General features: G+C 73.4%; 12 protein-coding genes. 3 read left to right on the forward strand and 9 right to left on the reverse strand.

The genetic code is table 11. The features are described 5' to 3' along the window. Positions 1-26: 26 nt before the first annotated feature. The 5 genes from amcA to ACLQ20_RS18390 form a co-directional block, all read right to left on the reverse strand. Entirely contained in the window at positions 27-260 is a 234-nt protein-coding gene (gene amcA / locus ACLQ20_RS18370; RefSeq protein WP_151455707.1) for a multiple cyclophane-containing RiPP AmcA, read from the reverse strand. Further along, a complete protein-coding gene (gene amcB / locus ACLQ20_RS18375) occupies positions 229-1332 on the reverse strand; it encodes a cyclophane-forming radical SAM peptide maturase AmcB (RefSeq protein WP_425857213.1) in 1104 nt (367 codons plus the stop codon). Before amcB ends, amcA begins: the two co-directional genes overlap by 32 nt. Positions 1333-1502: 170 nt before the next feature. Further along, complete coding sequence (purM, locus tag ACLQ20_RS18380; protein ID WP_132235146.1) at positions 1503-2657, reverse strand: phosphoribosylformylglycinamidine cyclo-ligase; 1155 nt, start codon at positions 2655-2657, stop codon at positions 1503-1505. Between the two features lie 58 nt (positions 2658-2715). Next, a complete protein-coding gene (purF, locus tag ACLQ20_RS18385; RefSeq protein WP_151455709.1) occupies positions 2716-4254 on the reverse strand; it encodes an amidophosphoribosyltransferase in 1539 nt (512 codons plus the stop codon). Positions 4255-4425: 171 nt separating this feature from the next. Further along, the gene (locus tag ACLQ20_RS18390; protein ID WP_225852315.1) at positions 4426-4779 is read right to left on the reverse strand and encodes a sterol carrier family protein; all 354 of its coding nucleotides are present in this window, start codon (positions 4777-4779) and stop codon (positions 4426-4428) included. A gap of 160 nt (positions 4780-4939) precedes the next feature. Here ACLQ20_RS18390 and ACLQ20_RS18395 point away from each other — a divergent pair, with 160 nt between their 5' ends. Then, positions 4940-6892 carry a hypothetical protein gene (locus ACLQ20_RS18395; protein WP_425856801.1) on the forward strand — a complete coding sequence of 651 codons (1953 nt, stop codon included), beginning with the start codon at positions 4940-4942 and terminating at the stop codon, positions 6890-6892. Positions 6893-7010: 118 nt separating this feature from the next. Here ACLQ20_RS18395 and ACLQ20_RS18400 read toward each other — a convergent pair whose 3' ends face one another. The 4 genes from ACLQ20_RS18400 to purS form a co-directional block, all read right to left on the reverse strand. Next, the gene (locus ACLQ20_RS18400; RefSeq protein ID WP_151457116.1) at positions 7011-7766 is read right to left on the reverse strand and encodes a 2-phosphosulfolactate phosphatase; all 756 of its coding nucleotides are present in this window, start codon (positions 7764-7766) and stop codon (positions 7011-7013) included. A gap of 4 nt (positions 7767-7770) precedes the next feature. Next, complete coding sequence (gene purL / locus ACLQ20_RS18405; protein ID WP_425856804.1) at positions 7771-10518, reverse strand: phosphoribosylformylglycinamidine synthase subunit PurL; 2748 nt, start codon at positions 10516-10518, stop codon at positions 7771-7773. A gap of 67 nt (positions 10519-10585) precedes the next feature. After that, positions 10586-11269, reverse strand: coding sequence for a phosphoribosylformylglycinamidine synthase subunit PurQ (gene purQ / locus ACLQ20_RS18410; protein ID WP_151457114.1), 684 nt, complete (start codon positions 11267-11269; stop codon positions 10586-10588). Then, complete coding sequence (gene purS, locus ACLQ20_RS18415) at positions 11266-11529, reverse strand: phosphoribosylformylglycinamidine synthase subunit PurS (RefSeq protein WP_121397234.1); 264 nt, start codon at positions 11527-11529, stop codon at positions 11266-11268. Before purS ends, purQ begins: the two co-directional genes overlap by 4 nt. Before the next feature lie 403 nt (positions 11530-11932). Between purS and ACLQ20_RS18420 the strand changes: the two genes are divergently transcribed. After that, positions 11933-12616 (forward strand): S1 family peptidase, encoded by a 684-nt coding sequence (locus ACLQ20_RS18420; protein WP_151457113.1) that lies wholly within the window; start codon positions 11933-11935, stop codon positions 12614-12616. Positions 12617-12640: 24 nt separating this feature from the next. Continuing rightward, on the forward strand, positions 12641-13204 hold the full coding sequence (locus tag ACLQ20_RS18425) for a YbjQ family protein (protein WP_425856808.1): 564 nt from the start codon (positions 12641-12643) through the stop codon (positions 13202-13204). Positions 13205-13208: the final 4 nt, after the last annotated feature.

Below are 13208 nucleotides of genomic sequence, written 5' to 3' on the forward strand. Positions count from 1 at the left end.
CGGCAGGTCCCTGATCACGGTCTGTCTCAGCGGGGACGGTTGTTCCAGTTGTAGAACGTCGGGATGTTCTCGAAGTGGTTCCAGGCGCACACGGCGCTCGCGCCGTCCCCGCCCGCCACCTCGGCCCGTAGTCGCCGCGCGGCCTCGGCCTCGTGGAGGAGTGCGGTGAGTCCCGGCGCGGCTTCCCGCACCCGGTCGGCGACCTCGTCCGGGGTGTCCGTCCTCCGGTCAGGATGCCGGTGACTGGTGGTCTCGGGCATGCTCCAACACTCCCTCCAGTAAGTGGATCTTGCTGTTGCGGCAGTGCGCGGTCTGCGTACCGTCGAAACGCCCCTGTTCGAAGTAGCGGTTGGCCGCGTGGCCGCCGCCGCAGAACCCGAAGTAGGGGCAGGACGCACGGCACGCCTCGACGCCGGCGAGGAACTCGCCGACCCAGGGCGTCCGATCCGCGTGGGCGAGGATCTCGACCAGCGGGGTGGCCAGCACGTTTCCGCTGCTGAAGTCGCCGTACCGGACATCGGTGAAGCCGGCCAGCTCCGGCGAGAGCACGGTCACCGAGCCGTCGTGGCCGACCGTCGGGATCGGGTCCAACCGCCGGGGAAGCAGGTCGTCGGCGCTGCCGTCGAGCACCGCCGCGGCGTACCGTAGCGACCACTCGACCTCGCGCAGGTGGATCCGGGGCTCCCGGCGCCAGGCCGCCACCAGCTCCGCCCAGAAGGCGGTCACCAGCTCCGCGTCGTGGGAGTTGTCGCGGAGGTTGACCCCCTCGGTCTCCTCGATGTTGACGCCCAGCACGTCACAGCCGAGGTCGAGGAAGTAGTCGTACAGCTCGGTGGCCAGGCCCGGCCCGGGACGACCCACCACCGCCAGCGCCGAGAACGGCAGGCCGTGCCGGCGCAGCGCCGCCACCCCGCGCAGGATCCGGTCGTACGCGGGACCGCCGCCCCGGGTGACCCGGTCGCCGTTGCGTTCCCGCGGGCCGTCCACGCTCACGCTCACCCGCACCCCGTGCTCGACGAAGAACGCGCACCAGGCGTCGTCGATCAGCGTGGCGTTGGTCTGCACGTGGTGCTCGACCCCGGGCCCGAAGGGCGCGATCAGCGCGGCCAGGTGCTCCCGGCCAGCGGCCAGCGGCTCGCCGCCGTGCCACACCACCGAGAACCGGCCCGCCGCCGCCCACGGGTTGACCGAAGCGGCCACCGCCTCGGCCACCGGCACCGGCATCCGCCGGTCGGCCGCGCGGAACGGCAGGTAGCAGTAGGCGCAGTCCAGGTTGCACAGGGTGGTGGGCTGCATGACCACGTACGAGGGGACGGCGGCCAGGCCGCGCATCCCGCTGAACGACAGTCCCCGAGCAGCCATTGCCCTCCTCCGCGCCTGAAGGGCTGTCGGGAAAACCGGGCAGGCGGCCCCGACAGCTCTGAGGGTGCCCTTCAGGCTAGGCGGCGACGGCCACTCGGGTGAAGCCCTGATCAGGTGCCCGTACGGTCACCGGGAGTCGATCAGCCCCGGGTGTGCTGGCCGACCATCTGCACGTTGCCGGAGCCCTCGATGATCTCGCCGGCCTGCCACGCGTCGACGCCCCGGCCCGTCAGGGTGGCCAGCGCGCGGTCCGCGTCCTCGGCGGAGACGATCGCGAACATGCCGACGCCCATGTTGAAGGTCGCCTCCATCTCCGGGTCCTCGATCCGCCCCTTGGACTGGATCAGGTCGAAGATCGGCTGCGGCTTCCAGGTGGACCGGTTGACGACCGCGTCGACGTGCTCGGGGAGCACCCGGACCAGGTTGCCGGGGATGCCGCCGCCGGTGACGTGGGCGATGGAGCGCACCTCGGCCTCGGCGATGAGCTTGAGGCAGTCCTGCGCGTAGATCTTCGTCGGGGTGAGCAGCTCCTCGCCGAGGGTGCGCTGCCGGCCGAAGTCGTCGATCACCACGTCGAGCCGCATCCGGCCGGCGCCCAGCAGCACGTGGCGCACCAGCGAGTAGCCGTTGGAGTGCAGGCCGGAGGAGCGCATCGCGATGACCACGTCGCCCACCTCGACCCGGTCCGGGCTGAGGATGTCGCTCTCCTCGACCACACCGACACCGGTGGCGGAGATGTCGTACTCGTCCGGGCGGAGCACGCCCGGGTGCTCGGCGGTCTCGCCGCCCAGCAGGGCGCAGCCGGCGTAGCGGCAGCCGTCGGCGATGCCGGCGCCGATCTCGGCGACCTTGTCCGGCACGACCTCGCCGGTGGCGATGTAGTCGAGCAGGAAGAGCGGCTCGGCGCCGCAGGCCACCAGGTCGTCGACGACCATCGCGACCAGGTCGATGCCGACCGTGTCGTGGATGTCCATCTGCTGCGCGATCACCAGCTTGGTGCCCACGCCGTCCGTGGACGAGGCCAGGATCGGGTTCTTGTACTTCTTCGTGTCCAGCCGGAACAGGCCGGCGAAGCCCCCCAGGTCGCCCATCACCTCGGGGCGTCGGGTCTGCTTCACCTTCGACTTGAGCAGCTCGACCGCGCGGTCGCCCGCCTCGATCGAGACGCCGGCGTCCGCGTACGAGACCGAGCGTTTGCGCGCCTGGCGGCCGGTGCCGGCCGTCCAGGGCTGGCGGTCGCCGCCGGCGCCGGACGGGCTGCTTCCTGCGCCGCTGCGCTCGGACACGTGCGTCACGGTTCTCCCCCTTGGTTCTGGCGCCGCGCCGGCGGTGGCCGGGCCGCGCCGGGTGGTGCTACGGGCGGTGTGTGGTCACGCCGCCCGGAGTGGCGACGAGCGGGGCGGTGTGCTCCGGGGTATCGACCGCCTGCGCGGCGACCCGCCGGCCCACCCCTTCGAGCACGTGCTTGCCGATCAGGTTGCCGGCGGGCAGCTCGATCGGGTATTCCCCGTCGAAGCACGCCCGGCACAGCCGGGTCTTCGGCTGCTCGGTGGCGGCGATCAGGCCCGGGAGCGACACGTAGCCGAGCGTGTCCGCCCCGATGGAGCGCCGGATGCCGTCGTTGTCCAGCCCGTTGGCCAGCAGCTCGGCGCGGGTGGCGAAGTCGATGCCGTAGAAGCACGGCCAGTTGACCGGCGGCGAGGAGATGCGCACGTGCACCTCCAGCGCGCCGGCCTCGCGCAGCATCCGCACGATCGCCCGCTGGGTGTTGCCGCGCACGATCGAGTCGTCGACCACGACCAGCCGCTTGCCCCGGACGTTCTCCCGCAGCGGGTTGAGCTTGAGCCGGATGCCGAGCTGGCGCAGCGTCTGCGACGGCTGGATGAAGGTGCGCCCGACGTACGGGTTCTTCATCAGGCCGGCGCCGTAGGTGATGCCCGACTCCTCGGCGTAGCCGATCGCGGCCGGGGTGCCGGACTCCGGCACCGGGATGACCAGGTCGGCCTCGACCGGGTGCTCCTTGGCCAACTGGCGGCCGATCTGCACCCGGGCGGAGTGCACGTTGCGACCGGCGATGGTGGCGTCCGGGCGGGCGATGTAGACGTACTCGAAGAGGCAGCCCTTGGGCTCCGGGGCGGCGAACCGGCTGGAGCGCAGGCCGTCCTCGTCGATCGCGATCAGCTCGCCGGGCTCGACCTCGCGGACCACGCTCGCGCCGACGATGTCCAGCGCGGCCGTCTCGCTGGCCACCACCCAGCCGCGCTCCAGACGGCCCAGCACCAGCGGGCGTACGCCGTGCGGGTCGCGGGCCGCGTAGAGGGTCGACTCGTCCATGAACACGAAGCTGAACGCGCCCCGCAGCCGCGGCAGCACCTCCAGCGCCGCCGCCTCGACCGACAGGTCCGGGCGGCTGGCCAGCAGCATCGTCACCAGGGAGGTGTCGTTGGTCGAGCCGTCGGCGACCAGGCCCCGCTCGGCGACCTCGCGCTGGAGCTCCGCGGTGTTGACCAGGTTGCCGTTGTGGGCCAGCGCGATGGTGGTGCCGGAGGTGGTGGACCGGATGGTCGGCTGGGCGTTCTCCCACGTCGAGCCGCCGGTGGTGGAGTAGCGGGCGTGCCCGATCGCCACGTGCCCGCGCAGGCTGGCCAGGGTCGGCTCGTCGAAGACCTGGGCGACCAGGCCGAGGTCCTTGTAGACCACGACGCCCGAGCCGTCGCTGACCGCGATGCCCGCGGCCTCCTGACCACGGTGCTGGAGGGCGTAGAGCCCGAAGTAGGTCAGGTTGGCGACCTCCTCCCCGGGCGCCCAGACGCCGAAGACGCCGCACGCGTCCTGGGGGCCTGGTCGTTGGGGATCAAGGTCGTGGCTCAGCCGGCCGTCGCCTCGGGGCACCTGCGCTCCCTCATGCTGATCTGGACCGGCCTTGCGGAATCACGCGGGGGGCGGATCCGCACTCCTCGGCCGGGACCACTGTCGTCGCCTGACAGTGTACGCGAATCCGTGTCGATACAGAAAGTCACGATCCGGCTCCGATGTGTGACCGGTCGATGCGTATCGCCCCAGCTAGAGCGGCAGGTGCGCGGAGAGGTCCGCTCGGATTCCACTCACCCGTACGCGACCCTGGGTGATCGCGTCGGCCCAGTCGAGCCGTCCGGTGGCCACCGCCAGCCAGGTCTCGGGCTCCATCTCGACGACGTTGGCGGGGGTGCCACGGGTGTGTCGGGGACCGGGAACGCACTGAACTGCGCCGTAAGGTGGGACCCGCACCTCCACCGATCGGCCGGGGGCGCGCTCCGCGAGGACGGTCAACAGGGCACGGACCGCCTCCCGGAGGACCGGCCGTTCGGGCGTACGCCCCTCGTCGAGCGCCGACAACGCCGCCGCGACCGCGGCGGACTTAGTGTGCGGAGAGGACACGACGGGACGATACGGCTTCAACGCGCCGCGCCTGACGCTGGCCCTGGGTCGCGCCGATCCGGTCAGACAAGGCATAGTTGCCGACGGCGTATTCGTACCGTGATGATCCCCGGCCCGGCGCCCCGCCGCCGAGGGAAGTCAGTCCGGAAGGGCGGTGGACGTGTCAACACACCGACGTGCCTGGAAGCAGCGGGCCGGTGTGGTCGTGGCGCTGGTTGTCGGCGCTCTGCTCGCCGCCCCCGTCACACCAGCCCTGGCCGCGGACGTCACCGTGTCGCCCGGCTCGGTCACCGTCAACGCCGGCAGCGACGCCGCCGTCACCGTGCAGGTGACCCCCCGCGAAGGCGACGAGAAGGTCAAGATCAGCCTCGCCGGCCTGCCGGGCGGCGTGAGCTGCGCGGGCGGCTGCGGAGAGATCGACGTCAACAACGACCGGCCGAGGTCCCAGCTGCTGCGGATCAGGGCCAGCGACAACGCCGGCGACGCCAACGTCACCGTGACGGTGGCGGCCGAGGGCGACAAGTCCGGCGCCGGCACCGCCACCTTCCAGCTCGGCGTCAAGGGCCGGGCCCAGCCGTCCCAGCCGCCCCAGACGCAGACCGTCAAATCGGTCTCCGGCAAGGTGGTCGTGCAGGCGAACGGCAAGGCCGTGCCGAACGCCGTGGTCATGCTCCAGGACGGCGCCGGCAAGAAGATCGACACGATCAGCGACGACGACGGCAACTTCCGCTTCTCCGGCAACAGCGAGAAGCCGATCGCGCCCGGCCGGCTCGCCATCGGTGCCAGCGTCGGTGAGGTCTACGCCACCAAGAGCTTCGACGCGTCCGCCGGGCAGAGCGTCACCGGCCAGCGCATCGCGCTGGCGATCAAGGTCGAGACGACCCCGAGCCCCACCCCGTCGGCCAGCGAGGAGCCGCCCCCCTCCGACGAGCCCGTCGAGGAGACGCCCGAGGAGAGCACCGAGGCGACCCCGGGCGCGGCGGCCAACGCCAGCAACGAGGACTCCGGCGGCATGGGCTCCTGGCTGATCATCCTGCTCGGCGGCCTGCTCGTCGCCGCCGGTGTCGGCACCATCGTGCTGCTCCTGATGCGGCGCAAGGACAACGGCGACGAGGCCGACGACGACGCCCCGGCGGGTGCCGCGGCCGGTGCGGTCCCGGCGGCTCGCGGGGCGTTCCGCGGCGCGGACGACCAGACCCGGGTGGTCAACCGGGTCGGCACCACGCCGGATCCGACGATGGTGGGCGGCGCCGCGCTCAGCGACGCCCCGACGATGATGCACCGCCCCGTGGTCGACGACGTTCCGCCGGACCCGTACGGCGCTCCCCCGCAGCCCTACGGCGCGGCGGGCAACCAGCAGGGCTGGGGCGGCAGCGGCTACGGCGACGAGCCGGCCGGCGCGGGTGGCTACGGCGGTGCCGGCTACGGCAACGCTCCCGCTTCCGGCGGCGGCTACGGCAGCGGCGGCTACGGCAACGCGCCCTCGTCCGGGGGCGGCTACGGCAACGCGCCCGCCTCGGGCGGCGGCTACGGCAGCAACGACTACGGCGCTCCGGCAGGTGCGGCCGGCACGGCGGGTGCCGCGGGCTACCCGCCGGCGGGCGGCGGCCGGGGCCACGGCGAGCGGTACGACGAGCCGACCGGCCGCTACACCGGCGACGCCACCCAGTACCCGGCCCCGGCCGACCCGTACGCCACCGGCGTCTACCAGCCGGAGCAGGGTCAGGGCTACGGCCAGTCCGACCCGGGCGCGTACGGCCGGGGCGGCGAGCAGACCGGCGGTTACGACCAACCGGGCGGCGGCTACGAGCGGGGCGGCTACGGCCAGCCCGGTGGCTACGGTCAGGAGCCCCCGGCGCCACGCGGCGGCTACGGCCAGCCGGGCGGCTACGACCAGCCCACCTCGTACGACAACCAGGGCGGCTACGGCCAGGGTGGCTACGGTCAGGAGCCCCCGCAGCAGCGCGGCGGCTACGAGGACCGCGACGGCTACGGCCAGGGTGGCTACGGCCAGCCGGGCGGCTACGACGACCCGCAGACCGGTCGCGGTCGCCCGGACGGCCCACCGCAGCAGGACCGGGGTGGCCGCCGGCTGGACTGGCTGGACGACTGACCCGCTCGGGGGCCGGCCCCCGACGACAGCACCACGGCGAGGGCCGTCCGGATCTCCGGGCGGCCCTCGCGCCGTTCCGGCCCGCCCCGACCGGGTCGGACGCGCGGTCGCGGGGAGGTCAGGCGGCGGAGAAGACGCCCTGCCGCAGCACCGGGACCACGTCCGAGACGCCGACCCGGACGGCGACCTCCACGTCCCCGGCGAAGCCACCCTCGATGAGCTCCCGGCCGGACACGCTGCCGCAGACCGCGGCGGGCACGTCGGGGGTGCTGGCGAGCGCGGCCAGGGCCACGGCCGCCTCCACGGAGAGGCCGCCGGGCACACCCGACAGGGCGTCCAGCACGCAGGCCGCCCCGAGCTGGTCCTCCACGCAGGGGCGCAGGGAGCCGTCCGGCCAGCGCTCGCCCGAGGCGATCACGCCGATCGGCGCGTCCGTCGAGCCGTACCCCTGCTGGTCGAGCCAACGGCCGACGGCTTGCGCGTTGCGCAGGCAGGCCGCGACCACCGGCAGCCCGGTGGCGCTGGCCGCCGCGCTGATCGCCGACCCGTTCGGCGACGGCAGCACCAGGTCGGCGACGACCGGTGCGGTGGTCAGCGCCGCCGACGAGAGCGACCACGGATGTTCCGGGGTCGTCTGCCGGCGGCCCACCGCCGCGACCGCGCCGACCCGCCGCGCGTAGTCGGCGGCCTGCTCGCCCCACGGGAACGGGTGCACCCGCATGCCGCGCCCGACCGCGACGTCCACGGCGGTGGTGAACGACAGCACGTCCACCACCACCAGCACCGCGCACACCCGGCCCAGCTCGGCCGCCCCCGTCAATCCCCAGTCGAAGCGGGCGCCTGAACCGGGTTGGACGTGGACGGCCGCGGCCACCGCCTCAGCGCCGACCAGGCTCGGTGTCGCCGGGCTCGGGAGCCGACGCCCCGCCGGCCTCGGCCGGCCGGTCTGCGGCCTCGGCCGCCGGCTGCTCCGGGCCGGGCGCGACGGCCTCCGCCGGGGCTGCCGCCTCGGCCGGGGCCACCGGCTCGACGACGCCGGTCGACGGGACCGGCCCGGCCGACGCGATCGGCTCGCTCACGACGGCCGACGGGTCCACCGGCTCCACGCCGGCCGATTCGGCGACGGGCAGCGGCACGGCCTCGACGGCACCCGCCACACCGGTGGCCGGCGCGGGCACCTCGACGACCCCCGCGCCCCCGAAGAGGCGCGGCAGCGTCTCGCCGTGCGCGGCCCGCAGCTCGTCCAGGCCGATGCGGAACTGGCCGTGCACCTCCAGCGCGCCGCCGGTCGGGTCGGTGACGCCGATCAGCTCGAACGGCACGCCGCGCTCGGCGCAGAGGGCGGTGAACGCCTTCTCGTGGCCGCGCGGCACCGACACCAGGGCCCGGCCGGCGGACTCGCTGAACAGGTAGACGAACGGCATCGAGCCGCCGTCGAACCGCTCCGGCACCGCGATCCGGGCGCCGACGCCGCGCCGCAGGCAGGACTCCACCAGGCTCTGCGCGAGGCCGCCGTCGGAGAGGTCGTGCGCGGCGCTCAGGTGCCCGACCCGCGCGGCCTCCGCCAGCAGGTCGGCCAGGAGCCGCTCGCGGGCCAGGTCGACCTGCGGGGGTACGCCGCCGAGGTGCTCGTGGGTGACCCAGGCCCACTCCGAGCCGGAGAGCTCCACGTGCGTCTCGCCGAGCAGGAAGATCTGGTCGTGGTCGCCGCTCGGCCGGGGCACGAAGCCCATCGGCACCCGGTCGGCCACGTCGTCGAGCACGCCGAGCACGCCGACCACCGGGGTCGGGTGGATCGGCGCCGCGCCGGTCTGGTTGTAGAAGCTGACGTTGCCGCCGGTGACCGGGATGCCCAGCTCGGCGCAGCCGTCGGCCAGGCCGCGGACGGCCTCGGCGAACTGCCACATCACGCCCGGGTCCTCCGGCGAGCCGAAGTTGAGGCAGTTGGTGACGGCGATCGGCTTCGCGCCGGTGACGGCCACGTTCCGGTACGCCTCGGCCAGGGCGAGCTTCGTGCCGTGGTACGGGTCGAGCCGCGCGTACCGGCCGTTGCCGTCCACCGACAGCGCCACGCCCAGCCCGGTCCGCTCGTCGATCCGGATCACGCCGGAGTCCTCCGGCTGGGCGAGCACGGTGTTGCCCAGCACGTAGCGGTCGTACTGCTCGGTGACCCAGGTCTTGTCGGCCAGGTTGGGCGACGCGATCATGCGCAGCACGGTCTCGCGCAGCGCCTCCGGGTCGGCCGGCCGGGGCAGCGTCTCCGCGCGGTCGGCCTGGAGCAGGATCAGGTCGGCCGGCTCGCGCATCGGGCGGGCGTAGACGGGACCGTCGTCGACCAGCGAGCCCGGCGGCACGTCCACCACGAGCTGGTCGTGCCAGGTGATCAGCAGCCGGCCCGGCTGGCCGTCCGGCGCCGGCGGGGTGACCTCGCCGATGGCGGTGGCCCAGACGCCCCACTTCTCGGCGGTCTTGAGCACCGCTTCGAGCTTCTCCGGCTCGACGACCAGCAGCATCCGCTCCTGGGACTCGCTGGCCAGGATCTCGTGCGGCTCCATCGAGGCCTCGCGCAGCGGCACGCGCTCCAGCCAGACCCGCATGCCGGTGCCGGCCGCCGCGGCGGTCTCGGTCAGCGCGCAGGTGAGGCCGGCGCCGCCGAGGTCCTGGATGCCGACGACCAGCCGGGCGTCGTAGAGCTCCAGGCACGCCTCGATGAGCAGCTTCTCCATGAACGGGTCGCCGACCTGCACCGACGGGCGGCGCTTCTCGCTGCCCTCGTCGAAGGTGGCGCTGGCCAGCACCGACACGCCGCCGATGCCGTCCCGGCCGGTCCTGGCGCCCATCAGCACGACGACGTTGCCCGGGCCGGCGGCGGCCTTGTTCTGGAGCCGGTCGACCGGCAGCACGCCGAGGCAGAGCGCGTTGACCAGCGGGTTGCCCTGGTAGCAGGGGTCGAAGACGACCTCGCCGCCGATGTTCGGCAGACCCAGGCAGTTGCCGTAGCCGCCGACGCCGGCGACCACGCCGGGCAGCACCCGGGCGGTGTCGGGGTGGTCGGCGGCGCCGAAGCGCAGCGGGTCCATCACCGCGACCGGGCGGGCGCCCATGGCGAGGATGTCCCGCACGATGCCGCCGACGCCGGTGGCCGCGCCCTGGTAGGGCTCGACGAAGCTCGGGTGGTTGTGCGACTCGACCTTGAAGGTCACCGCCAGCTCGTCGGAGACCTGCACGACGCCGGCGTTCTCACCGATGCCGGCGAGCAGCCGGTCGCTCGGCGGGGCCTTCTCGCCGAACTGCCGCAGGTGCACCTTGCTCGACTTGTAGGAGCAGTGCTCGCTCCACATGATCGAGTACATCGCCAGCTCGGCCTGGGTGGGCCGCCGGTCGAGGATGTGCCGGATCCGCTCGTACTCGTCGTCGCGGAGCCCCAGCTCGGCGTACGGCTGGAGTTCACCGGGGGTGTCCCCGGCGCGCGGCACGGTGTCCAGTCCGTCGGCCCAGTCGGCGGTCGCCGGCCCGGGACGCCCGGCCGGCGGCACGACGCCGGCCGGACGCGGCTCCACCGGCTGCGCCGGGGCGGCCGGGAAGGCCTCCGGGTTATCCCGTACCTCGTCCGGATGGGTGGTCATGACCTCTCCTCGCTGCGCTCGCGTCCGCCCGACGGGCGGGTGAGCCGACCGTTGATGCCGCGCACGGTCACGCCGGCGTCCCCACCAGGTGCTTGAGCACCGAGGTGAAGAAGCCGAGACCGTCCAGGGAGGGGCCCGTGAGCGCCTCCACCGCGTGCTCGGGATGCGGCATGATGCCGACCACGTTGCCGGCGGGGTTCGTGATCGCGGCGATGTCGCGCTGCGACCCGTTGGGGTTGCCGCCGACGTAGCGGGCGACCACCCGGCCCTCGGCTTCGAGCTGGTCCAGCGTCGCGGTGTCGGCGACGTAGCAGCCCTCGCCGTTCTTGACCGGGATCAGCACCTCCTGGCCGGGCTGGAACGCGTTCGTCCACGCGGTGCCGGCCGACTCGATGCGCAGGACCTGGTCGCGGTTGCGGAAGTGCAGGTGCTGGTTGCGGGTGAGCGCGCCGGGCAGCAGGTGGGCCTCGCAGAGGATCTGGAAGCCGTTGCAGATGCCGAGCACGGGCAGGCCACCCCGGGCCGCGTCCACGATCGTCCCCATCACCGGGGCGAACCGGGCGATGGCGCCGCAGCGCAGGTAGTCGCCGTAGGAGAAGCCGCCGGGCAGGACGACGGCGTCCACCCCGTGCAGCTGCGGGTCACCGTGCCAGAGGCGGACCGGTTCGGCGCCCGCGATCCGGACGGCCCGGGCCGCGTCCCCGTCGTCGAGCGAGCCGGGGAAGGTGACCACACCCACCCGGGCGGTCACGAGCGTGCGTCCACGGTCTCGTCGGCCTCGGCCACGCGGACCGTGAAGTCCTCGATGACCGGGTTGGCGAGCAGCTTGTCGGCGATCTCCCGGGCCCGGTCCAGGTCCGGTTCACCGGTGAATTCGATCTCGATCCGCCTGCCGATCCGAACCGAGGCGACGTCGCTGACGCCGAGCCGGGGCAGCGCGTTTGCGACGGCCTGGCCCTGGGGATCGAGGATCTCGGGCTTGAGCATGACGTCGACGACGACGCGAGGCACTGGGCACTCCTGACTGTGTACGCAGTTGGGTGCCGACCCACAACGGGCGAGCGCAGCCAGCCTACCTGGCAGATACCGCCCCGGACGCACCGGCCGGACGCAGTTCAGGCGGTGATCGACATTCCCGGCGCGGGGCCCGGGGACCGATGCGGGTTCGTTGCGATCCCGATGCCCATCCGTTGCCGACCGACCCGTTTCGCCCCGCTCCGCCGGATCGCCGGGGCACCGCCCGCCGCCCGGCCCGCCATACCGTCTCATCCATCATTTCCGATGGATCTCTTGTGAACGACATCTCAGGGGCCCTACCGTACATCGTCGTACGTCGATCGATCGTCGGGCCACCCCGCCCGCCGGCCGACAGCTCGACCCGGTGAACCCGGGCCCCGTCCCCGAAGGAGCCCCCATGCGCATCCGATCCATGGTCGCGGTGCTGGCCACCGCAGCGGCCGGCCTGCTCGGCGCCAGCTCCGGCGCCCTCGCCGCCCCGGCCGGCCCGCAGCCGATCATCGGCGGCAGCACCGTCTCGTCGGCCCCGTGGGCCGCCGCCGTGCTCAGCAACGGCTCGTTCACCTGCTCCGGCACGATCATCGCGCCGCAGTGGGTGCTCACCGCGCGGCACTGCGTGAACGGCACGATGTCCGTCCGGGTCGGCAGCGTCAACCGCACCTCCGGCGGCCAGACCCGCACCGTCAGCGCCAGCTACAGCCGGTACGACCTGGCCCTGCTGCGCCTGTCCAGCTCGGTGAGCACCTCGTACGTCACGCTCGCCAACAGCAACCCGCCGCTCAACTCGACCAACTCGATCTACGGCTGGGGCATGACCTGCTACAGCGGCTGCTCGGCCTCGACCCAGCTGAAGACCGCGTCGGTCCGGGTGACCAGCAACAGCGTCACCGACGCGTACGGCGGGCAGGCGATCCGGAGCACCCGGGTCAACGGCAACGCCTGGCGGGGCGACTCGGGCGGCCCGCAGTTCTACAACGGCGCGCAGGTCGGCGTCGCCTCCACCGCCGACGGCCAGAGCATCCAGAACTACGGCAGCGTCGCGTACAACCGGGCCTGGATCACCCAGACTGCCGGTGTCTGACGGTTAGCGCCGCGCCAGGCGCGGATGGCCGGCAGCGCGCCGGCCGTCCGCGCCGCGCCGTTTTGCAGCATCCGATCAGGTGAACACGGCTCACGATCGGGTGCGCGCAACCCTGAGACCATCGGAAACGTGCTGGTCGTGACGACGGAGCAACTACCCGGGTACGAAATCCGCCAGATCCTCGGCGAAGTGGTGTCATCGATGGCCAGGACGCGGAACCCGTACCGCGAGGGGGTCAAGAACCTGCGCGGTGGCGCGTACGACCCGATGGCCCCGGACAACCTCACCCGGTGGCGTACGGACTCGGTGGCCCGGCTCGGCGAGGAGGCCCGCCGCATCGGCGCGAACGCCGTGGTGGGGATGCGCTTCGACAGCCGCGACTGCGGCGAGATGTGGATGGAGATCTGCGCGTACGGCACGGCCGTGGTCGTGGCGCCCAAGATGCCCGACGTCATGCCGCCCGACCAGCCGCTGGTCGCCGCGGAGACCGCGCACGACCCCGCCTTCGCCGAGTCCCCGGGTGGCATCGCCGAACCGGCGAGCGCCCCCAACCTCCGCTCGGCCGCCGAAACCCCCACCCGAGACTGACCCG

This window comes from Micromonospora sp. DT46 (assembly GCF_049841735.1).
Taxonomy (GTDB): domain Bacteria; phylum Actinomycetota; class Actinomycetes; order Mycobacteriales; family Micromonosporaceae; genus Micromonospora; species Micromonospora reichwaldensis.

What these genes read in the sequence shown, in the direction of transcription:
- amcB (WP_425857213.1), bottom strand. Translation starts at nt 1,332, where the DNA reads ATGCGCGGCCTGGCCGCCGTCCCCTCGTACGTGGTCATGCAGCCCACC.
- purL (WP_425856804.1), bottom strand. Translation starts at nt 10,518, where the DNA reads ATGACCACCCATCCGGACGAGGTACGGGATAACCCGGAGGCCTTCCCG.
- amcA (WP_151455707.1), bottom strand. Translation starts at nt 260, where the DNA reads ATGCCCGAGACCACCAGTCACCGGCATCCTGACCGGAGGACGGACACC.
- ACLQ20_RS18420 (WP_151457113.1), top strand. Translation starts at nt 11,933, where the DNA reads ATGCGCATCCGATCCATGGTCGCGGTGCTGGCCACCGCAGCGGCCGGC.
- ACLQ20_RS18425 (WP_425856808.1), top strand. Translation starts at nt 12,641, where the DNA reads ATGGCCGGCAGCGCGCCGGCCGTCCGCGCCGCGCCGTTTTGCAGCATC.